Genomic DNA, 25,805 nt, shown 5'->3' with positions numbered 1-25,805 from the left:
GCGGCAGACACCTCTCTCGTTTAAATGGATGTACCGATCAGCGGCAAACGCCACTCGGCATCAAAGTTTCCGGAACGTAACATGGCAATCTCTTCACGATACGGTGCGACCTTCTTTTTCGGATCCAGTCCGATATAAGGTGTTTCAAGAATTTTTGGTAAATGTGCTAAATCCCGGTGATGGACAATCCGATGCAACGGATCAAAACCGATTTCACCAAACCCGATATTTTCGTGGCGGTCTTTTTTAGCACCGCGGATATTTTTCGAGTCGTTGACATGAATCACACCGAGACGATCGATGCCGACGATCCGGTCAAATGATTCCAACACTCCGTCGAGGTCATGAATCAGGTCATAACCGGCATCATGGACGTGACACGTATCGAGACAGACGGACAGACGGTCGTTGTGCGTGACCCCCGCAATGATTGCTGCAATTTCTTCGAACGTCTTCCCGATTTCGGAACCCTTTCCGGCCATCGTCTCAAGAGCGATTTTGACTTTTTCGTCTCCCGTTAATACTTCATTGAGGCCTTCAATGATTCGTTTGATTCCGACTTCTTCTCCGGCACCTACGTGTGCGCCGGGGTGCAACACGATATGTTTTGCTTTTTCGAGTGCTTCCGCCCGTCGGATTTCTTCTCCTAAAAACGAAACGGCCAATTCAAACGTTTCCGGCTTCGTCGTATTACCTAAATTGATGATATATGGTGCATGGACGACGATTTCTTCAATCCCGTTTTCTTCCATGTGCAGTAAGGCTTCCGGAATCCGCAAATCCGAGATGGGTTTCCGTCGTGTATTTTGAGGTGCTCCTGTATAGACCATCATAGTTGTTGCGCCGTAAGAGGCTGCTTCTTCACTCGCACCGAGTAACATTTTTTTGCCTGAAAGCGATACATGTGAACCGATTTTCATTAAAAATTCCACCCTTCTTCTGCTTCTAGTGTACCAAATGTCGAAAAAAACAAGAACCTTTAGCGATACTAAAAAACAAAGTCCACGAATGACATCGCAGACTTTGTTCAAACCGTTCAGCTTCAACTTGAACGCCGAAAACGGATTATTTGTTTTTACTTGCGTTTGCTTTACGTTCAGCGCGTCCGATTCCACGTTGTTCCTTGATCCGTTCGCGTTTTGCTGTTTCTTTCAGTTTATATTGGTGTTTCTTTTTGTAGCCTGGTTTGACACGTTTTTTCGCTTTTGCCGCTTCACCGGATAAACGGCTGTGGGCTGTTTTCGAAACGGCTGTCTTCATGTGTGGTTTAGCACGACGGCGTTCTTTCACTTCGCTGACTTGACCACTCTTGACATCAACGTTGATGAACTCGATGCCGCGGTCTTCGAGACGGTTGATCGAACCATTTTCGTGATCTTCAAATAAAGTGTAAGCCAATCCGTCCTGATCGACACGACCCGTCCGACCGACACGGTGAACGTAGAAGTCGAGATCTTTCGGAATCCCGTGGTTGATGACGTGGGAAACGCCTGAGATATCGATACCACGAGCAGCGAGATCCGTTACGATGACGTACTGATATTTCGCTTCGTTGATTTCTTTGATGGCTTGTTTCCGACGGCGGGCCGGTAAGTCACCATGAAGCGAACCGACGTTGAGTCCCGCTTCAAGGAAGAGAGCTTCGAGTTCGATTGCTTCCGTTTTTGTGTTCGTAAAGACGAGACAGATATACGGATTAAGAGCTTTCGCCAGTTTCAACGTCAAATCAGAACGATCGCGGTGTTTGACCGGAACCGTATGATGAACGATTTTTTTCGCCGTCTGTTGTTTTGGATCGACGTGTGCATAACGCGGATTGTTCATGTACTTTTTCAGGAACGGTTGCAGTTTTTCCGGAATCGTCGCAGAGAAGACCATCATCTGTAACTTCTCAGGAAGTGCTTGAGCAATCCGGTCGACTTCCGGCAAGAATCCCATATCAAGCATCTGATCCGCTTCATCGATGATGTAGTGTTTGACGAAGTGTGGTTTCAAAGCTTGCTCTTTAAAGAGATCCAAAATTCGTCCCGGTGTTCCGATGACGATTTGCGGTGAGACTTTGACACGGCCGATTTGACGTTCACGGTCCATGCCGCCTGTGATCAGGCTTGTCTTGATGTAATCCGGTTGTTTGACGAGGATCGATTTCAATTCCTCGTGAATTTGCCAAGCCAGTTCGCGCGTTGGTGCAACGATGATGGCTTGCATTTCCTGAAGCTCCGGATTGACATTTTGGACGATCGGCAAGAGGAACGATAATGTTTTCCCTGTCCCTGTCTGTGATTGTCCAATGATATCCCGCCCTTTGAGCGCTGCCGGAATGATCCGGGATTGAATATCGGTTGGTTTTTTAATACGTGCGTCTTCGAGTGCTTCGACGACGAACGGGTGCAAATCGAAATGGCTGAATCCATTCATATTTGTCACCATCCTTTCTCTACTCTTTAACAATTAAAGGCGAATCGTCCGCCTTCACCATCTATTTCTTTAGTTCAACATGGGTATTGGTCTACTACCGTCATACAAATATGAATACGTATAGAAACGATCGGGAATTTTTTTGTTTTTCGTATGAAGCTTCAACGCGCTGAAGGCGACTTTCATCATCTCTTCAGCGGACTGGACGACTGTTGCGTCCATCGATTTCATGTCAACAGCTTCTAATATAGCACGATTCCCATCGATTCCGACAACTATTTTTCCGGAAATCTTTGCTTTTTTCAATGCTTCGAGGACACCCATCGCAATATCGTCATTGTGACAGTAGACTGCATCAAACGGAATTCCGGAGTCAATTACTTGCCGCATGACACGTTCGGATGTGACCGGATCGTAGTTTCCGCTGACCGAATCGACGATGGAAAGTGTCGGCTCATTTTCGATTCCTTTCAAGAATCCCCGGTGTCGTTCGTTTGTCGTATAGACATTTGCCGTACCTGTAATTTCAACGATACGCCCCGTTGATCGACCGGTCTGCTTAATCAACTCATTCTTAATATAGGAAGCCAGTTGTTCTCCGATCATTTGATTATTGGAGGTAATCGAACTGACGACCGCATCCGAGCGAATCATGCGATCGATCGCAAATACAGGAATCCCTGCTTTCTTAGCTTCTTCAATCGCACTTCCGATATAAACATCATCGAGTGTCGTGATGAAGATGGCATCGACCTTCAAATTAACGAACTCTAAAATCTGTTCCCGTTCACTGATTCGGGAATTTTGTGACGTCGCTACTAGTGCTTCATATTTATTTGCTTTCGCTTCCGCTTTAAAGGCATTGATCAACCGCTGTGCAAATTCATGTTTGTCGTTAACAATCGTAAATCCAACGATATTCCGTTTAGGACTGGTTTCCTTTTGGACAAATAGATTGGAAATGACGAGGACGGATGCAATCCAAATGATTAAGACCAACAACCAGGACTTATTGAACCTCATGCCTGCTCCTCCCGTCTCGGGAAAAAGAGTTGTACGGTCGTACCGACGCCCATCTTGCTGTCGACTTCGATTCGCCCGTTATGCTGACGGACGATTTGATTGGACATGAACAACCCTAACCCGTTGCCATTAATCTTCGACGTATTGAACGCCTGACCGAGCATCTGAATCTGATATTCGTCCATTCCGACACCATTATCCTGGACGATAAACACAAACTGATCCGGATAGACATGAAGGTGAACGTGACAAATTCCGTCCGTTCCTTTTGATTCGACGGCATCCAGTGCGTTTCCGATACAATTCGATAACACTTGCAACAATCCGTTTTCCGAAGCATACAACGGCGGCATATGTGCCGGTGTATAAATCTTACAGTCCACTTCGTAAGGGTGCGATTTCGATTCGAGGATAAACGTTAACTTTTCCATCATTTTTTTCATATCAATCTGTGCCATCGCCAGCGTCGTTTTATCATTTTTGGATAAATCGAGCATCGTCTGGATCAACTGATTGGCTCGGTCCAGTTCGGACAAGGCGATATTCATCATATCCGGATTATTTTGTTTTTCTTCCGACAGCAGTTGCAACGCCATCTTGACCGGTGTCAACGGGTTGCGGATTTCATGCGCAATTCCTGCGGCCAGTTGTCCGAGTGAGGCCAGTTTCTCCTGATGTAAGATAACCTGTTGCTGACTCAACTGTTCAACCCGCGCATGTTCCATCCGTTGCGCATACTCGTTGTAGGCGGAAACCAACGTCTTGATTTCATTGGAACCGGATCGCTCCAAAGTGATCGGTTGAGGCGTAGTACTTTTTTCGATTTTTTGAACAAGTTCCAATAGAGGTGCGGTCAGTTGACGGGACATCAAATACCCGACAATCAGACTCAGGACCAGCGTGAGTGCCGCAATGACCAAATATTGTTGCCGCGTCGTATACACCGGTTCATAAAAGACACTCCGAGGTGTCCGTACTAATATCTTCCAATCCGTCACTTTCAAATCACGTGCGAAATAGTACATATCTTTATTCGTACTAAAGATTTCGTATGGCTTTGTACTTTTAAAAGCCCGGTCAACCACACTTTGACTCAACAGACGCTCTTGATCGGTCACAAGATTTTTCGAGGTTGCGAGCGGCTCTCCCTGACTGTTGAATAAATAAGCCATCGTATCATCATCAAATGATTCCAGTGAGTTGCGGAAAACGATGGAATTCATGAGACTGAGTCCGCCGCCGAAGACCCCGACCCGCTCATTGCCGTTTCGAACAGAAACATACATATACGTCAGAGAATCGTTCGCTATGTCATACCGCGGACTCATATGAAAATCCGTGCTCGTCAAAGCTTGTGAAAAAGAATCATCCCGGCGAATATCCGCATCCGGAATACGCCGGTCTTCACTCGAAAACCAGGTGATTTTATCCGTTTTACGGTCATAATAAAAGAAACTCTTAAATCCGGTATCGATATCCAGCAAATTCGTATCACGGATGGCTCGATCAAGATTGTCCATATTCGTGACATTTAATTGAAGGCTCATAATTTTTTCATGTAAGTTCCCGACGCTGTCTCGTAATGCATTACTTGAGACTTCGACACTTTTTTCACTCTGTTTTTCTGTCTGCTGTTCGACTCGCGAAATCGTGACACGGTCTGCTGTAAAGGCAAGTGCCGAGATGACAAGACAAATAATAATAAATAAAACAGCCGTGATTTGGAAAAAATAGGACCGCATCATCTTTTTCGTCTCCATCTTTTCACCCCTCCCTTATTTCTAGACAACTCAATTAGTATATCATGATATTCTCTTTCGGCAGACTCCTCTATTTTCATTCAACTTGAATCAATGGTACACTCTAAATAATCATTCTTTCCATACAAAAGGAGAATTTAGACTATGCTTGTTAAAAAAATCAGTCCCCGTGGTTATTGTTACGGTGTTGTTGATGCAATGAAGCTTGCTCAACAAGCTGCACTAAACGATAACTTGCCACGACCAATTCATATCCTGGGCATGATTGTCCATAATGCACACGTCACGCGTGAATTCGAACGGATGGGTGTGTTGACCGTAGACGGTCCCGACCGCTTGGAAGCACTCGAAACCATCAAAGAAGGAACCGTCATCTTTACAGCACACGGGATTTCGCCGGCTGTCTATGCCCGCGCTGCCGAGAAAAAACTGACTGTCGTCGATGCGACGTGTCCGGACGTCACCCGGACACATGACTTGATCCGCAGTGTCGTCGCGGATGATTATGAAGTCATTTATGTCGGCAAACACGGTCACCCGGAACCGGAAGGCGCCGTTGGTGTCGCGCCGGAACATGTTCACTTGATTGAAAAAGTCGAAGACATCGAAGCGTTGCCGGCTCACCTGGCCGACAAAAAAATCATCGTGACGAACCAAACGACGATGAGCCAATGGGACGTTCAGGCATTAATGGAACACGTCCGTAAAAAGTATCCGCACGTCGAAGTACACAATGAAATTTGTAATGCGACGCAAGTCCGGCAGGAAGCTGTTGCCGAACAAGCCGGTGATTGCGATCTCGTCATCGTCGTCGGCGATCCGCGTTCCAACAACTCGAATCGCTTGGCACAAGTTTCATTCGATATTGCCGCAACGCCGGCTCACCGGATCGGTGATTTAACGGAACTCGATCTATCGTGGCTCGACGGAGTCAACCAGGTCGGTGTAACGTCTGGTGCTTCAACGCCGACGCCGATCACTAAAAAAGTCATCGACTTCTTACAACAGTATGATCCTGCCGATATCAGCACACATGATAAGACGCCATTCCTCGAACTGCGCCGTATCTTACCAAAAGTTAAAATTCTTTAAAAAAAGATTCCCGACCGTATTTGACGGTCGGGAATCTTTTTTCATAGGAATTGAAACGGATTTGTATTCGTCTCTGACACAAACAATTCGACATCTTTGATGTTCTGTTTTTCAAACCGTTCTGTCAGCAGGTCAACGACACCCTGTTTCATGACCGACTCGACATGGTGGCCGGGATCAACTACGGCAAGCCCGAGTGCCATTGCATCGTGTGCGACATGGAAATATAAATCACCCGTCACCAATACATCTGCTCCGGCAAAGGCTGCCGTCGAAACATATTTATTGCCGTCTCCTCCTAATACTGCCACTTTTTGAACCAATCGATTCTCATCCCCGACAAACCGTAAGTTCTCGACGCCAAAAGCTGATCGTACCTGCTCGGCAAACGTCTTCAACGGAACAGCTTCTTCTAACCGGCCAATCCGTCCGAGTCCGAGAGACGGAGCTGTAAGCTCTTGACGTATCACGTCATACGCAACTTCCTCATACGGATGAGCTTGTTTCATTGCCCGAATGACCTGCTTTTGGTTTAATTCCGTGACAATCGTTTCAATCCGCACTTCTTTGACATGTTCTAGTTGGCCCGGTTGTCCTACATACGGATTCGCTTCCGCCGTTGCTTTAAATTGTCCGGTTCCCGTCGTATGGAACTGACAATCGCTGTATGCTCCGATATGGCCTGCTCCTGCTCGCCCTAACGCTTTCGAGACCTCTTCCACGGCAGATTCAGGAACGAAGACAACGAGTTTATAGAGGGTGTTTTCGAATGACGGAACGAGAACCGTTGTATCCGTGAGTCCTAATGCCGTTGCCATCAGATCATTCACGCCGCCTTGTGTGACATCCAGGTTTGTATGGGCGGCGTAGACAGCGATGTCGTGTTTGATACATTTCATGACGATACGACCCGCTGCTGATTGATCTGTCACTTTTGGTAATTTGCTAAAAATCGGCGGATGATGGGCAATGATCAAATCGATTTGTTTTTCAATTGCTTCGTCCACGACAGATTCAAGCACATCTAACGTAACAAGGACCCGCTTGACCTTTTTGTTAAGTGTTCCAATTTGTAAGCCAATCGGATCGCCTTCAAAGGCAAATTTTTTCGGCGCAAATGTCTCAAATTGTTCGATGACTTGTTGACCGTTTGCCATCAGTTCGTCACCTCTTTCATTTTTTCAATCAGCCGTTCGATGTTCGCCATTTTCTCCTGTAAGACGTCCGAATCATTTCCGCGTTGCATCTGTTCCAAGATGTATTGCCGCTTTTGCTGTTCCGTCTGCCACTTTTCAATAAATGCCGGTGCTTTTTCCCGTGTCAATTGCGGACCAAAATACAATTCCCAGTCCCGCTGTTCGCTATCGTCCGAATATAAAGATTCTTCTCCTTTTTCTGCGACAAGAATTTCATAAATTTTCTCATTTTCTTTAACAATTGCTTCCGAAAGCAGAGCATAGCCGTTCGCGAGCAACCATTTCCGTACATCGACCGCATCAACATTCGGTTGGAGAATCAGCCGTTCTTCTCCGGATAAGTGATTTTTACCTTCTTCCAAAATCGAAGCAATCAACGTACCGCCCATTCCGGCAATCGTTACCGCCGTCACTTCTCCCGGTGTCAAGACCGTCAGACCACTCCCAAGGCGGACATCGATTTTATCTTCCAATTGGACAAGCGCAACCTGTCCTTGCGCCGCTTCCATCGGTCCGACGTTGACTTCACCGGCAATCGCGCGTTCAATCAAGTTTTGTTGGAGACAGTAGCAAGGCACAAAAGCATGATCGGATCCGATGTCCGCGAGTACCGCCCCTTGTGGAATATAAGATACAACCTTTTGTAAACGTTGATCGAGTATGACGTTCGTTTGCATGTCTTTCATCCTTCCTGATTCATGTTCTCATTTAAAAATAGCGGACTTGGCGAAAAAAAGAAACCGTCGACTTGATTAAAATCACCACAAAAAAACATCCATCTCGGAGAAGAGACGGATGTTGATTCGCTTATTTCTTTGCAGCAAGCCATTTTGCTAAAGCAGCGGCTTCTTCGTCGTTCGCAAGACCGCCAGGCATTTGCCCTTTACCGTTCATAGCGATTTCTTTAATTTCTTCTTCTTTCAGCTTCGAACCGATCTTTGTTAAGTTCGGACCGACTCCACCTTCAAGATTTCCACCGTGGCATCCGGTACATCCTTTAGATGCAAACAGATCTTCCGGCTTCATTTCAGCTGTTGATGGACCTTTTTCAGCTTGTTTTACCTGATCGACCCCAAAGTATGACAATGAAATCATGGCGATGATGGCGATGATCGCAATCGATGCGAACGGTACTAACGGATTACGCATTTGGATTCCCCCCCATATTCTATACCCAACCAAGTTGGTGACTGAATGGTATTCCCCGTTACTATTCTACTGTAAAAAAAACAGAGAAGGAAGAAAAAAACAAAACTTTTTCTCCCTTCTCACTAAAATTTCATATTTTCTTCACACTTTGAATTAATCGAGGAAATCTTTTAGACGTTTTGAACGACTTGGATGACGTAATTTCCGTAACGCTTTCGCCTCAATCTGACGAATCCGTTCACGTGTAACGCCAAATACTTTCCCGACTTCTTCAAGTGTCCGCGTCCGACCATCGTCTAGACCAAAACGAAGGCGCAAGACATTTTCTTCACGGTCCGTCAACGTATCGAGGACATCTTCAAGCTGTTCTTTTAACAACTCATACGCAGCCGCATCTTGAGGAGCTGTCGCATCTTGGTCTTCAATGAAGTCTCCGAGATGTGAATCGTCCTCTTCCCCGATTGGTGTCTCGAGCGATACCGGTTCTTGTGCAATCTTCAAAATCTCGCGTACTTTTTCCGGTGTGATTTCCATTTCTTTCGAAATCTCTTCCGGAGTCGGTTCACGTCCTAAATCCTGAAGTAACTGACGTTGGACACGGATCAGTTTGTTGATCGTTTCAACCATATGAACCGGAATCCGGATCGTCCGTGCTTGGTCGGCAATTGCACGTGTGATTGCCTGACGAATCCACCAGGTCGCATACGTCGAGAATTTATAGCCTTTTGTATAGTCAAACTTTTCAACTGCTTTGATCAGTCCCATGTTTCCTTCTTGGATCAAATCAAGGAACAGCATGCCGCGACCGACATAACGCTTCGCAATCGAAACGACAAGGCGTAAGTTCGCTTCCGCTAAACGCTTCTTGGCTTCTTCATCATTCTGTTCGATTCGTTTTGCGAGTTCGACTTCATCTTCTGCATTCAACAGATCGACACGGCCGATTTCTTTCAAGTACATCCGGACCGGGTCATTAATTTTGACGCCCGGTGGGACCGAAAGATCGTTTAAATCCGCTTCTTCCTTGTCATCACCCGTTCCGTCATTGTTGACCTTGATGCCTTCAGTTTCGAGCAGTTGAAGGAATTCTTCGAATTGTTGTGCATCCATCGATTCAAACGAACTGAGTTTATCCTCGATTTTTTGATGCGATAGTTCACCATTCTTGTGTCCGAGCGCGATTAGTTCATCCTTCGCGAGACGGAGTATTTCTGCTTCTGATCTTGCTTTTTCTGCCATCGAACCATACACTCCTTCCACATCATGCAACAGGTCATCGATCTTTCAAACGCCGTTTCCGTTCGATGATCGCCTGCATTAGCTCCGCTTGAGCACGGATATCTGTTTGTTGACTTAACTGTGACTTTTCTTCGTCCAGCGTCCGTCGTTGTCGTTCATTTTGAACGGCACGAATATAATGACTCAATAAATCCGGATCGTATTCCGGCATTAACATAAACTCTAGATCCGCCACGATCCGCTGAAGCGATGCATCGTGGAGCATCGTCAGGAAACGATCGGGATCCGCTGGGGTGTTTGTTCCGTAAAATTCATATAGTTTCCCTGCAATCAACTGATGAGCCGGATCATTAAACGCCACACCAAGCTGATCACGTACCTCAAGACCCACTTCCTCGGAACGAATCATATAAGCAAGCAGAAAACGTTCAGCTCGTTTCCAATTCGAGAAGGTCCGGTCTTGAGGAGAAGAGGTCACGACTTGCGTCTCTTGCCGCCGCTCTTGTTTCGGTTTAGCTTGTTGCAGTTGCAACGGCTTAACTTGCGACAACAGGGATTCTTTCGACAAGTGAAACTCTTCCGCCAGTTTCCCTAAATAGATATCGCGTAACAATGGATTGGACGTTCGACCAATCTCCTCAAGCATAGTTTCAATATAACGGACCCGTTCTCCTTCTAATCGAAGGTTTTTTCCTTGGCGAAAATAAAAAGATTTGAATTCAAGGCTTGAAATCCGTTCCTGCTCGATGACACGAAGAAAGGTCTCTTCCGATTGTGCGCCGATAAAAGAATCGGGGTCTTCTCCATCCGGAAGACGAATCACAGAACAATCGACCGCAACATCCTCTAATAAGCGTAATGCTTTTAGTGTCGCGGCACGTCCCGCTTTGTCTCCGTCATAACAAACTATGACTTCATCGACGATTCTCCCTAAATTTTGAGCATGTACAGGAGTCAGTGCCGTCCCGAGAGAAGCTACCGTATAGGGTATACCCGCTTGAGCGACACGTACAACATCTAAATTCCCTTCCACCAACACAACTTGCTTATTTTTTCGCATGGCACCACGCGCCTGTGCGAAACCAAACAGCAATTCGCTTTTATTAAAAAGAGGGGTTTCCGCTGTATTGACATATTTCGGGTCTCTTCCGTCAATGGAGCGACCACTGAATCCAACAATCGTGCCATCACGATCTGAAATTGGAAATACGACCCGTCCGTTGAATCGATCGCGGTAATCGCCATCTCTGCCTATAGAAATCAGTCCTGCTTCGACCATCTCATCCAAGTCGAAGTTACGCCGTGCCAATGAATCCACCGTAAACCGGTCTTGATCCGGTGCGTAACCGAGTTTAAACTCCCGCATCGCGGATTCTTGGATGCCCCGCTGTTCAAGGTATTCTCTTCCGGCGTCACCAGCGGCTGTCTGCAACATGACTTCATGGTACAGATCCGCCACAATCCGATGCGCTTCCCGCATTCGGTATTTCTTTTCCTGATCGGGTGTTGACTCCGTTTGATCAGACCGTTCAAATTCCGGTAACTTGATGTCTGTTCGATCCGCCAGCTTGACGACCGCTTCCGGAAAACTCATCCCTTCCGTCTCCATGACAAAAGTAATGGCGTTTCCACCCGCTCCACATCCGAAACAATAATACATGCCTTTATCCGGAGAAACAGAAAAAGAAGGGGATTTTTCAGAGTGAAATGGACATAACCCTGAATAACGATTCCCTTGTTTTTTTAATTCTACACGTTCTGATATCAATTCAACGATATCCGTTGCTTGTCGGACTTGGTCAACCAATTCGTCAGGAAGCCGTTTCAATTGGTCACCTCTCCTTTCGAACGTTTATATACATATACCCGCAATGAAACGGAACGAATACTCGTTCCGTTTCATTAGAAAATTTGCATCATCTCATTAAGCAGCTAGATTAGTATACTACGTGAAACCATACTTTACTAGTCATGTGATTTGCCGGAAATTCCTGTCAAAATGAGATTCGCCGTTTCCTCAACCGCTTTGTTCGTCACATCGATGACTTGACAGCCGATCCGGTCATACAGTTTTTTCGCATAATCGAGTTCACGGTTGATTCGATCCATCTGTGCGTACGCCGCTTCCGGTTTCAGTCCAAGCGACCGCAGCCGTTCCATCCGGATATCAATCAACTTCTCTGGAGAAATCAATAATCCAAAACATTTTTCTTTTGGAATATCAAACAGTTCTTCCGGTGGAATCGATTCCGGAACGAGCGGTACATTCGCCACTTTATACCGTTTCAGCGCCAAGTACTGAGAGAGCGGAGTCTTCGAGGTGCGTGATACACCAATCAGAACGATATCCGCCCGTTTGATGCCGCGCGGATCGCGACCGTCATCATATTTCACGGCAAATTCAACGGCTTCAATTTTCCGGAAATACTCTTCATCCAACCGATAAATCAGTCCCGGTTCTTCTTTCGGCTGCATCCCGAGACGCCCCTCCATCGTATCCAGTAACGGTCCGAGTAAATCGATTGCCTTAACTTGATGGGCTTGTGCTGTTTCCGCAAGAAGCCGGCGATGGGTGGCATGAACGATCGTGTAGACGATTGTCGCCTGCTCTTCTTTTGCATGTAACACTAAATCGTAAATGACCTGATCGTCGTCCACGAATGGAATCCGGACCGTTTCAATCGCTTGCTCCGGAAACTGGATCGCTGCTGCCCGTACGACCAGTTCACACGTCTCACCGACCGAGTCACTCACTACATAAATACGTTGTCTCATCTGCGAACCTCCTCTTAAAGTTCTTCATCTCGTGTCAACGCGACCAATACTTTCGTCATGTTCGTCTTTGTCATCCGTCCGACGACTTTTAAGATCCCGTCGACCTGTTCGACGACCGGCATGGAATCGATCTGTTTTTCGATGAGTTTCATCCCTGCTCCAATCAACGTCTCTGATTTCTCACAAACCGTCAGATTCGGCATCCGTGTCATGATGATGTTAACCGGTAACGAGTCCAACTCCTGATTCCCGATTGCCGCCCGTAAAAAATCTTTACGTGACAGGACACCGACTAACGCATGATCTTTTCCGACGACGAACAACGAACCGACGTCTTCGAGGAACAAATGGACGATCGCATCATAAACCGTCATCCCCTCATGAATGACTTTCGCAGAAGACATGAATTCGCCAACGGTCAACGTATCCAATTTTTCATGTAACATGGAGGTATTTTTTTTACCGACATACATATAACCGACGCGTGGACGTGCTTCCAGCATTCCAGTCATCGTCAAAATGGATAAGTCCGGACGCAGGGTCGCCCGTGTCAAGGAGAGTTCAGATGCAATCTGCTCTCCTGTGATCGGACCGTTTTCTTTGACGATTTGGAGTATTTTTTTCTGCCGTTCATTTAACTTCATCGGCTCATCCGTCCTTTATTCACACTAAAGTGAGTGCATTGAATCGTGCGACTTGTTCGATTGCCGTCGCAAATCGTTTCATCTCGCTGAGACGATTCGTGCGAACTGCTTCGTCATCCGCCATGATCATCGTTCCGTCAAAATAAGCCGTGATGGCCGGAACACTCGATTCAAGGACTTGAATCGCCTGGTCATAGTCAGAAGCTTGTACAGCGGCTTCGACTTTCGGAATCAGTTGCTCGATTTGTTCATGCAAGTCACGTTCGGCATCATTTTCAAAGAGCGCCGGGTTTACTGCAACAACCGTTTCGGCTTTTTTCGAGATGTTTAAGACACGGCTGAGTTGCTCCACGGTCTTCTTAAAGGTTGGTTGTTGTGTGGCCTGTTCAAGCATCGATGCCCGTTTTTCATTGGCTTCGACCGTCAGCTTCGGATCAAGAGCCGCTTCGATGACATCATGACGATATCCTTTTTCCGACAGGCGGAACTTCAAACGCTGATTAAAGAAGTCTTCCATTGCTGCTTTAACTGTTTCTGCATCTGCTTGATAAAGACCTGCTTTTAATTGAGCAGATACGACGAAATCAATCAGTTCCGACAACGTCATCTCAATCTGACGGTCCGAAAGAATCTGAACGATTCCTTGTGCCTGACGGCGTAAGGCATACGGATCAGCAGAACCGCTTGGAATCATACCGACACCGAAGAAGCCGCCCACACTGTCCATTTTGTCAAGAACCGCTAATACCGTACCGGTTGGTGTGCTTGGACTTTCATCTCCGGCAAAGCGCGGTAAGTAGTGTTCCCGGATTGCTGCCGCGACTTCAACGTCTTCGCCTTTCATGTTGGCGTAACGTTCGCCCATCATCCCTTGCAGTTCTGTAAATTCATATACCATCTGGCTGACGAGATCGAATTTATAAATCGTTCCCGCCCGCTCGACTTTCGTCGAATCGGCATTAAATCGTTCCGCCAACTGTAAAGCCATCTCACGCACACGACGAACTTTTTCACCTGTCGTTCCAAGTTTTTCATGGAAGACGATTTTATCAAGTCGCGCTGCCTGGGCATCGATGTCGGCTTTTTTATCTTCTTCATAGAAGAACTGGGCATCGGCAAGACGTGCCCGGATGACTTTCTCATTTCCGCGGGCCACATTCTCGATATGTGTCGCATTCCCGTTACGGACCGTAACGAAATAATGGAGTAACGTCCCGTCTTTTTTAACCGGGAAGTAACGCTGGTGTTCCTTCATCGTCGTAATGAGGACTTCTTCCGGAAGTTCGAGATAAGCTTCGTCAAATGCTCCGAATAATGCTGTCGGGTATTCGACGAGATTCGTGACTTCTTCAAGCAACGCCGGATCAATCGGGACTTCAAAGCCTTCTTGTTCACTGAGCTGTTGAATTTGCTCTTCAATCAGCTGACGACGCTGTTCATAACTGGCGATGACATGTTCTCCCGCCAGCGCTTCGACGTAGGCGTTCGGTCGTAAAATCGTAATATCCTGTCCGAGGAAACGGTGTCCGCGTGACGTCCGCCCGGTTGCCACATCTGCCACTTCAAACGGAATTACTTGATCGTCCAGTAAGGCGATCATCCAACGAATCGGACGCATGTAGCGTAACGATTGTGTGCTCCAACGCATGTTTTTCGGGAACGACATCGCTTCGACGATTTGTTTCAATCCCGGCAGAAGTGTTGCTGTTTCTTGTCCCGACTCTTTGCGGGTCGCGAAGATATACTCCACACCCTTTTCTTCTTGAAGGAACAGATCATCCGTTGTCAAACCTTTACCGCGCGCAAATCCTTGTGCGGCTTTTGTCCAGTTGCCGTCTTCATCCTGAGCAATCCGCTTCGCCGGTCCTTTGAGCGTCTCTTCTAAGTCCGTCTGACGTTCAGACATTCCGGTTACGAGAACGGCTAAACGACGTGGAGTTGAAAACGACTCAATCGTATCGAACGTAATGCGTGCTTCATTTAAAAATGTCGTCACACGTTCTTTTAATTGTGTCTCGGATTGTAAGACAAAACGGGCCGGCATTTCTTCAAGACCGATTTCAAGTAATAACTCATGCATGCGATTCACCAGCTTTCGATTTAATCAATGGGAAGCCTAGACGTTCCCGTTCTTCGATGAAGCTTTGCGCACAACGGCGCGACATGTTCCGGACGCGGTGAATGAACCCAGTCCGTTCCGTAACGGAAATCGCTCCTTTGGCATCCAGCAGATTAAACGTATGAGAACATTTTAAGATGTAGTCATACGCTGGGAAGACCAGGTTCTCATCGAGTGCTCGGTTCGCTTCTTTTTCATACTGATCGAACAATGTGAACAAGAGATCGACATCCGATGTCTCAAACGTGTACTTCGAATGTTCGAATTCCGGTTGATAGAAAATATCGCCGTATTTAAAGCCGTCTGTCCAAACCAAATCAAAGACACTTTCGACATCCTGGATATACGACGCGAGGCGTTCGATTCCGTATGTGATTTCAACGGCAATCGGATTACATTCAATCCCACCGACTTGTTGGAAGTATGTGAACTGTGTAATTTCCATTCCGTTTAACCAGACTTCCCATCCGAGTCCGGCTGCACCGAACGTCGGGTTTTCCCAGTTGTCTTCAACGAAACGAATATCATGTTCAAGCGGATTAATCCCGAGCAGTTCAAGACTTTGTAAGTACAGCTCCTGAATGTTGTCCGGCGACGGCTTCATGATGACTTGGAACTGGTGATGTTGATACAAACGGTTCGGGTTTTCCCCGTAACGTCCATCCGCCGGACGGCGTGATGGTTCTGTATAACAGACGTTCCATGGTTCTGGTCCAAGACTCCGTAAAAATGTCATCGGATTCATTGTTCCGGCACCTTTCTCGACGTCATAGGCCTGCATCGTCAAGCACCCTTGCTCAGCCCAAAATTTTTGCAGTGTTAAGATCATTTCCTGTACTGTCATCTTCAAGACTTCCACCTCCAAATTTATGCGGGAACGCAAAAACGTCCCTATGTACAACAAGGTTGTACATAGGGACGAGACGAGCCCGCGGTTCCACCCTACTTGCATGCGTCCGCATGCCACTCTTTGATCAGGAACACTCAAAAATGCCGTTCACACCTGCTTCATTTCCGGCTCGCACTATCCCGAAATCGCTTGACTGAACATCAGGTGTTACTCCTTTTTCTCATCGTGTTCGTTTAGTTAGTTCTTCCGCACTTATTCTACCGAACGTACGGCGTATCTGTCAATCGTCTCCAAGATTCAGCAATTGATCGAGAACCCGTTTTGAACGGAGGCGGAGTCCGCTGTACCGTTCCATGTAGGCATCCATGATTTGACGCAACAAACGTTTCGTCTCCGGCTTCACATCGACTGTCCCGATCCGGGAAAAATCATACACAGAAAAAACATACAGCATCTTGGCCACGGATTCCGTCAAAGAAACAGCATGTTCATCTTCCTGACGGTGTCGTCTGCAAAGCAAACCACCGTGGTTCAATGAGAAGGCGAACGGTGCTTCCACACTGCCGCAAACCGTACAGCCATTTAAGTGCGGTGCGATTCCCAGATGACGCAGTAAGCGGAGTTCCACTATAAAGGACACGACATCCGGATCGAGCCCTTCATCCATTGCCTCAAGACCATCGACGAACAAATCATACAGTGCCGGTTGCGGCACCCGTTCATCAAGTGCTTTGTCCGCCAGTTCAAGGAGGTACATCGCATAAGCCATCAAAAAGACGTCCTGACGAATCTTTGAATACCCTGTGATGACATCTGCTGATTTCAATTGACCGAGACCCCGCGAACGCGGGTAGACATAAATCGCTCGGACGAACGGCTGGCTCGCTGCGTTAAAACGGCTGCCGGGTTTTTTAGCACCACGGGCCATGACGGCGAGCTTGCCATATTCACGCGTTAACAGTGTAATGATTTTATTCGATTCACCATACACGACCGTCCGTAAAACAAGCCCTTCCGCCTTATCAATCATCGCTTAATACTCGTCGTCGCGGAATCCAAGTTCACGCAATTGACCGGCTTTATTGCGCCAGTCTTTTTGAACTTTCACCCACAGGTTCAAGTAAACTTTCGTTCCGAGTAACATCTCGATATCCGTCCGGGCTTCTGAACCGATTTCTTTTAACAGGGCACCGCGTTTTCCGATGATGATTCCTTTTTGTGAATCCCGTTCGATCAAAATGGTTGCGTGAATATCGACCATGTTTCCGTCTTCACGTGTCTTGATTTGATCAATGGCGACAGCAATCGAGTGCGGTACTTCGTCACGTGTCTTTTGCAGGACTTTCTCCCGAATCATTTCTGAAATGATGAAACGTTCCGGGTGATCAGTGATCTGATCCGCCGGATAATACATCGGACCTTCCGGTAAAATCTTCGAGATTTCTTGTAGCAATGGTTCGACGTTATTACCTTGAAGAGCAGAAATCGGAACGACTGCTGCGAAGTTCAATTCATTTTGATACGATTCGATGATCGGCGGAATATCATTCGGATGAATCAAGTCGACCTTGTTCATGACAAGGATGATCGGTGTATCCAAATCCTTTAACTTCTCAATGATGAATTCGTCGCCTTTTCCTTTCGGCTCCGTCACATTGATCATAAAGAGAATCGCGTCGACTTCGCGTAACGCATTCGTCGCGACTTTCATCATGAAGTCTCCGAGTTTATGTTTCGGTTTATGAATTCCCGGTGTATCGATGAAAATCGTTTGCACGTCATCTGTCGTATAGACACCTTGAATCTTATTCCGTGTCGTTTGTGGCTTATCCGACATGATGGCGATTTTTTGTCCGATAACTCGGTTTAAGAACGTCGATTTCCCAACGTTTGGACGACCGATAATCGAAACGAATCCTGATTTAAATCCTTCTTTAAACATGAAGATCTCCCTTCGTAAATGCACCCGGTAAGAGCGCACCAACCGTCGTTTCCGTGACGTCACCCGTCAGGTTCGTTAAGTAAACCGGCATATCCGCGTCACACATTTCAAACAATACTTGACGGCATTGGCCGCACGGTGCGACAGGTCCTTCTGTATCGGCTACGACAGCCATCGCTGCGTACTCCCGTGCATCTTGTGCCCACGCTGAGAAGATTGCTGTCCGCTCAGCACAGTTGCAAAGACCATATGCTGCATTTTCGATATTACAGCCATGGAAAACCTGTCCGTCTTTCGTGAGCAGAGCTGCTCCGACTTGGAACTTTGAATATGGAACATACGCTTTTTCGCGTGCGATTTTAGCTTGTTCGAGTAATTGTTCTGTTTTCATGTCATTTTTCCCCTTTTAGGAACGGTATTGGCCTAAAAAAGGCCGGATTCTTATTGTACCAAATATGGAACGAAGATGCATAGTGCAATCGCAACTGATGTAAGCGCCAACACAAGAACTGCTCCGCTTGCGATATCCTTTGCCGCTTTTGCAAGCGGGTGCCATTCTTCCGTAACGAGATCGACAGTCCGCTCAAAGGCGGTATTGAACATTTCCGCACTGAGAACCGCACCGATCGTTAAACATAAAATCGCCCGTTCCATCCATGTCAGCGGTAAATACAGGGCAACCGCCAAGACAATCAGTCCAATCGTAAAATGGACTTTCATATGCCGTTCTTCCTTCACCGCCTGACGAATCCCGTTCATCGCATGGGTGAAAGGTAACCACCACGTCTTCACAATTTTCCTCGGTACAGTTCAAAGTGATGCAGGATTTCCTCCTGACGCTTCGTCATGATGTCTTCATCTGCTTTTTCGATATGGTCGTAACCGAGAAGATGCAGGAAGCCGTGAACAGCGAGAAATCCAAGTTCCCGTTCAAAATGATTCCCGTATTCCGCAGCCTGCTCACGGCAGCGTTCCACTGAAATGATCAGATCGCCGAGAACAACAGGCTCATCTTCAAGCAATTCAAAATCAATCTCGTCTTCTCCGAGCTCATCCATCGCAAACGAGATGACATCCGTCGCTTGATCTTTCCCGCGCCATTCCCGATTGATTTGCTGAATCTCATCATTCGTCACGAACGTGACGGATAGCTCACTGTTTGCTTCAATCTTTTCTTCTGTTGCCGTATAGACTAAAATCGCTTCCACTAATTTCAGTTGTTCTTCCGTCAACAATTTGCCTTCATCAGTCATGTAAATATTCATTTGAGTTCCTCTTTCTTTAATTCAGGATATTCAATCCGTTCATGGAATAACCCGGATAACGTATGGCAGGCACTCTCACCGACCCGGTAAATATCACGTGTCGTCATTTCACAGTCCGAAAATTGATCGTCGAGCAGTTTTTCACGGATGATTTTTTTGACCAGTTCCTGAATCCCTGATTCCGTTGGAGACTTCATGGACCGGACCGCCGCCTCGATGGAATCGACAATCATGATCACGGCCGCTTCACGTGTTTGCGGTTTCGGGCCTGAGTACCGGAAGTCCGCTTCATTGACTTCCCCTTGTTCTGTTGCCTTGACGTAAAAATAACGGAGTAAGGACGTTCCGTGATGTTCCCGGCAAATATCGACAATAACACTCGGTATTTTTGCTTCTTCAAGCAATTCCACGCCGTCATCGGTATGGGCAAGAATGACTCGGGCGGATTCGGGCGGCGTCAGACGGTCATGCGGATTGAGACCATGCTGATTTTCAATGAAATAGAGCGGACGCCGCGTTTTTCCTAAATCATGATAATATGCACCGACCCGTGCGAGCAAGCCGTCAGCGCCGATTGCTTCACATGCCGTCTCGGCAAGATTCGCGACCATCATGCTGTGATGATAGGTTCCTGGAGCCTCGACCAATAATTTTTTCAGCAGAGGATGGGTCGGATTTAATAATTCCAACAAACGTGTCGGGGCTAAAATACCGAACGTCATCTCAAGGAACGGCAATAATCCGATTGCCAAGATGGCACTGAAAACACCGCTGGCAACGGCAAATCCTATTAAAACCGCCGTCTCTTTTACTTCCAACTGTCCACTGCGCATGAGTACAAAAGCGAGGAAAACAGCTACGTTCGCTAAAGCAATCGTCAAACTGCTGACGAAAATCCGCCGGCGTGACAAGCTCGAACGCAGGAAGTAGGTCGCCACCAGTCCACCGACCAATAAGTAAATCGCAATGTTAAAACTGAAATTCTGATTCGTGCTGTAGAAAAAAGTTCCTGCCAGTGCCATGAACAGGGTACTCGATAATGCAATCCGCTCATTTAATAAGTTGCGTAACACTAATGCCGAAAATGCTGTCGGCGTAAGCAAATAAAGCGCCGGATTGATATCATCCGCCAAGAAGGCCATTCCGTACGTCACGACGAGTTGCAAAATAACAACTAAATAAACCAAACTGAATAATTTCACTTTACCCATCTTTGCATAACGTAAGTTGGAGCGACTGATGAATCCAAATAACAGCAACGTCATCAGCGCACTGACAATCAACGTTCCGAACAGAGGCTTCAGTGATTGACGATCAGAAATCAGACCAACGAGTTGCAATTGGCGGTAGGCATCCTGGGAAATGACTTCCCCCCGTTTGACGATGACTTCTCCTTCGGAAATCAAGACCGGCTCCACCTTATCACTTGTTTGCTTCCGCAACTGTTCTGTTTTCGCTGGATCGTAAACATAATTCGTCACGATTAATTGATCCGTCAATGTTTTTCCGACAGCCTTCATTGAAAACGACAAGGCAGACCGTTCAATATCGAGCCGCGCATTTTCCCGTGCTTCCGCCACTTCACCGCCATCGGAAGAAATCCGTTGACGCATCGCTTCCTCAATCGCTGTGATTACGACATCGCGTGTCGTCGTCCGTACAGACGAAGAGGATGTCGCAAGCAATCGTAATTCATCGTCTTGCAGTAAATCTGCAGCTTCCGTTCCGCGAAGACGTTGTTTGATCTGACCGATGTCTTCTGCTTTTTTGATTCCTTTGAGACTTGCAAAAAGCTGTTCGACTTTATCAATTTGTTGTGCCGCGTATTCCTGCTTAATCGTATACTGACTGTCAATCGCGGCTACCGTGTTTTCCTTTAGTAACCGGGTTGCTTCTCGATCCTCCATCGTCAACGGCGATCGAATATCTTCTTCTGCAATCGAAAATGGAGCTGCTGCCAAGGCTTCAGGCCGGACGCTGACATACATCATCGTCGACACGATGATGTAAAATGTCAGTGTCAGCAGACTGATCCACATACCTACTCTGCGCATCCGCTCGTCTCCTTTCCACTTCAAGACTCACCTGTTGCGCTTTACTCGAGTTCTTGACTGTACGCATCAATGATTTTCCGAACAAGTGGATGCCGGACGACATCAGCCGAGCTAAAGTGTTCAAAATGAATTCCCCGGACATGTCCAAGAAGATTCAGCGCTTCTTGTAAACCGGACGCTTTTCCGCGCGGTAAATCGACTTGCGTCAAATCACCCGTGACAATCATCTTCGAGTGAAAACCGAGTCGCGTCAAAAACATTTTCATTTGTTCTCTTGTCGTATTTTGAGCTTCATCCAAAATGACAAACGCGTGTTCAAGCGTCCGTCCGCGCATATAAGCGAGCGGCGCAATTTCAATCACGCCCCGCTCCAGCAAACGGGCTGTGTGTTCCACGCCGAGCACGTCATGTAGTGCATCATAGAGCGGACGTAAATACGGATCAACTTTTTCCTTCAAGTCTCCCGGCAAAAACCCAAGATTCTCCCCTGCTTCAACAGCAGGTCGTGTTAAAACCAAACGTTTGACGTAACCTTCTTTTAAGGCCTTTGCCGCCATGACGACCGCCAAATAGGTCTTGCCGGTTCCGGCCGGTCCGATCCCGAACGTCAAATCGCACTTTTCAATTCCCCGGACATAACGGGCTTGTCCCAGTGTTTTGGCCCGGAGCGGTTTCCCTTTATGGTTCGTATGAATGACCGTATCGTATAATTCGAGCAATTCATCGACCCGGTCTTGTCGTGCCAGTTGAATGGCGCTTGTTGCGTCACGTTCCGTCAAGACGGCTCCCCGATCAACCAGTTGTTTTAAGACACCGACGACCTGTTTCGCTAACACGACAGACCGTTCTTCTTCTGCCTGCGCCAACAATTCATCACCGCGGTGGGTGAGTTGGACTTCAAGCTCCGCTTCCATCGTTTTTAGTACGGCATCGTTCGGTCCTACGAATGCTTGAATCTGTTCTGAATTCGAAAATACGAATGGGATTCTTTCATTGAATATCACGTTATGATTGGCCTCCTAATGATGGATAACAGTACGTCATCTCTACAAATCTGTTCTAGTCCACTTTATCATTTAAGCAGAATAGATGGAAAGAAAAACCCATCCTTTAAGCGTGTTTTCCTCATTTTAACTGCTTCTTTTACCTGACCGAACATGCTTCGGATTTTTTCCTGCTGCGTATCTAAAAAAAAGGTCAGCTCTCATTGTAAACGAGAGCCAACCTTTACTTTAACGATGTGGAGATTTTGAAGACCGTTTCGAAACCGGCGGACCCAGGACTTCACTCCAGATCATCGCCTGGCGAATTTCTTCTTGTGACGTCTGCATTCCTTTTTTCCGGTTACGTCGTTTGCCAATTTCACCGCTCGCAATACTGCCTGTTATCTGACCAATGTTTGATTTAGACTGTTTTTGTGCTTTCACACGATCCCGTTCATCCAAACGCTGTTGCAATTCGGTTCGTTGATGCTTAACCGGTTGCTCCGGCTTTGACTGCTTCCGTTTAATCGGAGGTGGCACATCCCGATCTTCCGGAAGTCGTGTTTCCACTTGGTCAACCATTTTCTTGACATAGTCCCCAAATTCTTTTGAAGGGACACGTGTCGTCGAGCTGGACTTTTTCTGATCAGACGCCTTCGAGATAACCGAAATCACACCAAAGGCAACCATCAGTCCGACCCAAATTAAGCTCCCCATCTAAATCACCCTTTTATTGTGTGTCGTTCGGCGAAGATTGACCACCAATCGCTTGACGCATCTTCGTATCAGCCGTCACGTTCAAATAGTTGGCGTAATCCATTACGCTGAAGTTGCCGTCACGTAATGCCTCGGCAATCGCAAGTGGAACTTCCGCTTCTGCCGCAACGACTTTCGCACGCATTTCTTCGACACGTGATTTCATCTCTTGTTCGCTTGCAATCGCCATCGCCCGACGTTCTTCCGCTTTCGCTTGGGCGATGTTTTTGTCAGCTTCCGCCTGATCCGTCTGAAGCACGGCACCGATATTTTTGCCGATATCGACGTCCGCGATATCGATCGAGAGGATTTCGAATGCTGTTCCTGAATCAAGTCCTTTTGCGAGGACCGTCCGGGAAATCATTTCCGGATTTTCAAGGACTTCTTTTTGATCTTGACATGAACCGATCGTCGAGATGACACCCTCACCAACACGGGCGATGACGGTTTCTTCCCCTGCACCACCGACAAGACGGTCGATGTTGGCACGTACGGTAATCCGTGCTTTTGCTTTCACTTCAATCCCGTTCATGGCAACACCGGCAATGAATGGGGTTTCGATGACTTTCGGGTTAACGGACATCTGGACGGCTTCAAGCACGTTCCGACCTGCTAAATCAATGGCTGCCGCACGTTCGAAACTGAGTTCGATGTTGGCACGGTGTGCCGCAATCAAGGCGTTAACGACACGGTCGACGTTACCACCGGCAAGATAGTGACTTTCCAATTGGTTTGTATTGAGGTTGATGCCGGCTTTGACTGCTTTAATCAACGGATTAACAATTTTTGACGGTGTAACACGACGAAGCCGCATTCCGACCAATGTAAAGATAGAGACACGGACTCCGGCTGCAAGTGAACTGATCCAGAGCGGGATCGGGACAAGTGTAAAGAAGATAGCGAGGAAAATAAGTATTCCTCCCGTTATGAGTAGAACGGTCAATAGTTCGGGTGTCATGTGAGTGACTCCTCCTTCGTTTTTTGGACTCGGACGATGACTCGTCCGTGTGTGACGTCTTGCACGACGACTTGCTCGCCGGAATTAATGAAATTGCCTTCCGTGACCGCATCGACGCGATTCCCATCAATTTCAATCGTTCCTGCCGGGCGAAGCTGCGTTAAACTGATTCCGACCTTGCCACGCAGTTGTTCTTTATCTTGATGAGAAAGATATCCTTTTTCCGACGATGTGGAATCTGTCAAAATCAAACCTCGCCATAATAATGATTGATTTGATTTGATCCGGCGATATGCCCAAAATCCGGCAGCGAGTGATAAAAAGACTGCCAAACCGACCGCTAGACCGACTTGACCGACCGTCGCACCTGCCATGATCAAACTGGCAAGGACTGCACCGATGCCAAGGACACCGAATATGCCAAACCCTGTCACGAATATTTCGACCAGCAACATGAGGACACCGATCATGAAGACCGCTAAAATCATCCCTAAGCTAAAAGACATTACTTCGTTCACCCCTTTTTCATCAGAATCAGACGACAACATGTTTCATCTTTCTGAACATGGCTCATTGTTACTTTTATTATATACGCTTTCATCTGAGAAAAGGTTTCATAACTTTTACCAATTTTCGAATTTTTCCGATTTTATCTTATGAAAAAAAGGCATCCCGGAGGACGCCTTTCAAAACGGGTTAATGTAGTTGTTGTTTAACAAGGCGATTAATTAGAGCACCGTCCGCTTTACCCTTAAGTTGCGGCATGACGACACCCATTACTTTCCCCATATCAGAAGGAGCTGAGGCACCCGTCTTCGCAATGGCTGCGTTGACGATTTCCTGAACTTCTTCTTCCGAAAGTTGTTTTGGCATATAAGCTTCGAGCACGATTATCTCTGCTTGAATCTTCTCGACGAGGTCGTGACGATCAGCGCGTTCGAATTCTCGGAGGGAGTCGTTGCGCTGTTTCATCTCACGTGAGAGTATAGTTAGCTCTTCCTCATCAGTTAATTCTTGCTTACCGAGTTTAATCGCTTCATTTTGCAGGGACGACTTCACCATCCGAATCGTCGTAAGACGATCTTTCTCACGCGAACGCATGGCTTCCTTCATATCCACTGTCAAACGCTCTTGAAGACTCATGAGGATACACCCTCTCTTACGTTAGAACTTCTTACGCTTACGCGCAGCCTCCGATTTAAGCTTACGTTTTACACTTGGCTTTTCGTAGTGTTTACGTTTACGAACTTCAGCAAGCGTACCATCTTTTGAAACACCACGTTTGAAGCGACGAAGTGCGTCTTCAAGTGATTCATTTTTACGTACACGAGTTTCCACTAGTTTTCCCTCCCTCCGATATTACCGACTAAAGGAAACGTGTCAGACACGTCATACAACATTATAGTAGGAATATACAAAATGGTCAATAGTTGATTAACCGGTTTTGCTTCACTCCTGATATGTTCCTTTTTGTTCTTTTCTATAGTCTCATGTTGCTTCCGTATTTACAACAAATTCATGATTATTCAACGAAAAAATTCGAAATATTTTGTAAGCGTTTTCTAATTTTTCATGAAATGTT

26 protein-coding genes are annotated in these 25,805 nt (G+C 46.8%); 1 reads left to right on the top strand and 25 read right to left on the bottom strand.

The genetic code is table 11. The features are described from left to right. Positions 1-20: 20 nt before the first annotated feature. The 4 genes from ABIC15_RS05280 to ABIC15_RS05265 all read right to left on the bottom strand — a co-directional run bounded on the left by ABIC15_RS05280 (position 21) and on the right by ABIC15_RS05265 (position 5,201). Entirely contained in the window at positions 21-920 is a 900-nt protein-coding gene (locus ABIC15_RS05280) for a deoxyribonuclease IV (protein ID WP_354019931.1), read from the bottom strand. A gap of 145 nt (positions 921-1,065) precedes the next feature. Beyond that, on the bottom strand, positions 1,066-2,418 hold the full coding sequence (locus tag ABIC15_RS05275; RefSeq protein ID WP_012369743.1) for a DEAD/DEAH box helicase: 1,353 nt from the start codon (positions 2,416-2,418) through the stop codon (positions 1,066-1,068). 69 nt (positions 2,419-2,487) lie between these two features. After that, positions 2,488-3,441 carry a sugar ABC transporter substrate-binding protein gene (locus ABIC15_RS05270; RefSeq protein ID WP_354019929.1) on the bottom strand — a complete coding sequence of 318 codons (954 nt, stop codon included), beginning with the start codon at positions 3,439-3,441 and terminating at the stop codon, positions 2,488-2,490. Next, positions 3,438-5,201, bottom strand: a complete 1,764-nt coding sequence (locus ABIC15_RS05265; protein WP_012369741.1) for a sensor histidine kinase — start codon at positions 5,199-5,201, stop codon at positions 3,438-3,440. Before ABIC15_RS05265 ends, ABIC15_RS05270 begins: the two co-directional genes overlap by 4 nt. Positions 5,202-5,345: 144 nt before the next feature. Here ABIC15_RS05265 and ABIC15_RS05260 point away from each other — a divergent pair, with 144 nt between their 5' ends. After that, on the top strand, positions 5,346-6,293 hold the full coding sequence (locus ABIC15_RS05260; RefSeq protein WP_012369740.1) for a 4-hydroxy-3-methylbut-2-enyl diphosphate reductase: 948 nt from the start codon (positions 5,346-5,348) through the stop codon (positions 6,291-6,293). Positions 6,294-6,334: 41 nt separating this feature from the next. On the opposite strand, the gene ABIC15_RS05255 is transcribed toward ABIC15_RS05260, so the two are convergent. From ABIC15_RS05255 to rpsU, 21 genes are all read right to left on the bottom strand, one after another. After that, complete coding sequence (locus tag ABIC15_RS05255) at positions 6,335-7,450, bottom strand: Nif3-like dinuclear metal center hexameric protein (protein ID WP_012369739.1); 1,116 nt, start codon at positions 7,448-7,450, stop codon at positions 6,335-6,337. Further along, positions 7,450-8,166, bottom strand: coding sequence for a tRNA (adenine(22)-N(1))-methyltransferase (locus ABIC15_RS05250; RefSeq protein ID WP_012369738.1), 717 nt, complete (start codon positions 8,164-8,166; stop codon positions 7,450-7,452). Before ABIC15_RS05250 ends, ABIC15_RS05255 begins: the two co-directional genes overlap by 1 nt. Positions 8,167-8,296: 130 nt before the next feature. Continuing rightward, positions 8,297-8,638 carry a cytochrome c550 gene (cccA, locus tag ABIC15_RS05245; protein WP_012369737.1) on the bottom strand — a complete coding sequence of 114 codons (342 nt, stop codon included), beginning with the start codon at positions 8,636-8,638 and terminating at the stop codon, positions 8,297-8,299. Between the two features lie 153 nt (positions 8,639-8,791). Further along, positions 8,792-9,877 carry an RNA polymerase sigma factor RpoD gene (rpoD, locus tag ABIC15_RS05240; RefSeq protein ID WP_012369736.1) on the bottom strand — a complete coding sequence of 362 codons (1,086 nt, stop codon included), beginning with the start codon at positions 9,875-9,877 and terminating at the stop codon, positions 8,792-8,794. A gap of 34 nt (positions 9,878-9,911) precedes the next feature. Beyond that, positions 9,912-11,705 carry a DNA primase gene (gene dnaG / locus ABIC15_RS05235; RefSeq protein WP_012369735.1) on the bottom strand — a complete coding sequence of 598 codons (1,794 nt, stop codon included), beginning with the start codon at positions 11,703-11,705 and terminating at the stop codon, positions 9,912-9,914. A 137-nt stretch (positions 11,706-11,842) separates the two neighbouring features. Then, positions 11,843-12,652 carry a pyruvate, water dikinase regulatory protein gene (locus ABIC15_RS05230; RefSeq protein ID WP_012369734.1) on the bottom strand — a complete coding sequence of 270 codons (810 nt, stop codon included), beginning with the start codon at positions 12,650-12,652 and terminating at the stop codon, positions 11,843-11,845. A 14-nt stretch (positions 12,653-12,666) separates the two neighbouring features. Beyond that, positions 12,667-13,296 (bottom strand): transcriptional regulator CcpN, encoded by a 630-nt coding sequence (gene ccpN, locus ABIC15_RS05225; RefSeq protein WP_354019926.1) that lies wholly within the window; start codon positions 13,294-13,296, stop codon positions 12,667-12,669. A gap of 19 nt (positions 13,297-13,315) precedes the next feature. After that, positions 13,316-15,376, bottom strand: a complete 2,061-nt coding sequence (glyS, locus tag ABIC15_RS05220) for a glycine--tRNA ligase subunit beta (protein WP_012369732.1) — start codon at positions 15,374-15,376, stop codon at positions 13,316-13,318. Then, a complete protein-coding gene (gene glyQ, locus ABIC15_RS05215; RefSeq protein ID WP_012369731.1) occupies positions 15,369-16,259 on the bottom strand; it encodes a glycine--tRNA ligase subunit alpha in 891 nt (296 codons plus the stop codon). The genes glyS and glyQ overlap by 8 nt, the downstream gene beginning before the upstream one ends. A gap of 286 nt (positions 16,260-16,545) precedes the next feature. Continuing rightward, complete coding sequence (gene recO / locus ABIC15_RS05210) at positions 16,546-17,295, bottom strand: DNA repair protein RecO (RefSeq protein WP_012369730.1); 750 nt, start codon at positions 17,293-17,295, stop codon at positions 16,546-16,548. A gap of 3 nt (positions 17,296-17,298) precedes the next feature. After that, the gene (era, locus tag ABIC15_RS05205) at positions 17,299-18,207 is read right to left on the bottom strand and encodes a GTPase Era (RefSeq protein ID WP_012369729.1); all 909 of its coding nucleotides are present in this window, start codon (positions 18,205-18,207) and stop codon (positions 17,299-17,301) included. Then, positions 18,200-18,598, bottom strand: a complete 399-nt coding sequence (locus ABIC15_RS05200; protein ID WP_012369728.1) for a cytidine deaminase — start codon at positions 18,596-18,598, stop codon at positions 18,200-18,202. The genes era and ABIC15_RS05200 overlap by 8 nt, the downstream gene beginning before the upstream one ends. 50 nt (positions 18,599-18,648) lie before the next feature. Then, the gene (locus tag ABIC15_RS05195) at positions 18,649-18,999 is read right to left on the bottom strand and encodes a diacylglycerol kinase family protein (RefSeq protein WP_012369727.1); all 351 of its coding nucleotides are present in this window, start codon (positions 18,997-18,999) and stop codon (positions 18,649-18,651) included. Further along, positions 18,996-19,472 carry an rRNA maturation RNase YbeY gene (ybeY, locus tag ABIC15_RS05190; protein WP_012369726.1) on the bottom strand — a complete coding sequence of 159 codons (477 nt, stop codon included), beginning with the start codon at positions 19,470-19,472 and terminating at the stop codon, positions 18,996-18,998. The genes ABIC15_RS05195 and ybeY overlap by 4 nt, the downstream gene beginning before the upstream one ends. Beyond that, the gene (locus ABIC15_RS05185; protein ID WP_012369725.1) at positions 19,469-21,526 is read right to left on the bottom strand and encodes an HD family phosphohydrolase; all 2,058 of its coding nucleotides are present in this window, start codon (positions 21,524-21,526) and stop codon (positions 19,469-19,471) included. The genes ybeY and ABIC15_RS05185 overlap by 4 nt, the downstream gene beginning before the upstream one ends. A 41-nt stretch (positions 21,527-21,567) precedes the next feature. Beyond that, a complete protein-coding gene (locus tag ABIC15_RS05180; RefSeq protein ID WP_012369724.1) occupies positions 21,568-22,530 on the bottom strand; it encodes a PhoH family protein in 963 nt (320 codons plus the stop codon). A gap of 228 nt (positions 22,531-22,758) precedes the next feature. Further along, positions 22,759-23,226 (bottom strand): hypothetical protein, encoded by a 468-nt coding sequence (locus ABIC15_RS05175; protein WP_214765957.1) that lies wholly within the window; start codon positions 23,224-23,226, stop codon positions 22,759-22,761. A 13-nt stretch (positions 23,227-23,239) separates the two neighbouring features. Then, a complete protein-coding gene (gene floA, locus ABIC15_RS05170; protein ID WP_012369722.1) occupies positions 23,240-24,223 on the bottom strand; it encodes a flotillin-like protein FloA in 984 nt (327 codons plus the stop codon). Then, positions 24,220-24,729, bottom strand: a complete 510-nt coding sequence (locus tag ABIC15_RS05165) for an NfeD family protein (RefSeq protein ID WP_012369721.1) — start codon at positions 24,727-24,729, stop codon at positions 24,220-24,222. Before ABIC15_RS05165 ends, floA begins: the two co-directional genes overlap by 4 nt. Positions 24,730-24,919: 190 nt before the next feature. After that, entirely contained in the window at positions 24,920-25,366 is a 447-nt protein-coding gene (locus ABIC15_RS05160) for a GatB/YqeY domain-containing protein (RefSeq protein ID WP_012369720.1), read from the bottom strand. Between the two features lie 21 nt (positions 25,367-25,387). Beyond that, the gene (gene rpsU / locus ABIC15_RS05155; protein WP_012369719.1) at positions 25,388-25,561 is read right to left on the bottom strand and encodes a 30S ribosomal protein S21; all 174 of its coding nucleotides are present in this window, start codon (positions 25,559-25,561) and stop codon (positions 25,388-25,390) included. Positions 25,562-25,805 lie beyond the last annotated feature (244 nt).

Source organism: Exiguobacterium sp. PvP048 (assembly GCF_040549175.1).
GTDB lineage: Bacteria > Bacillota > Bacilli > Exiguobacteriales > Exiguobacteriaceae > Exiguobacterium_A > Exiguobacterium_A artemiae.
The sequence above is the reverse complement of the archived record's forward strand: the minus strand, read 5'-3'. Positions and strand labels throughout refer to the sequence as shown.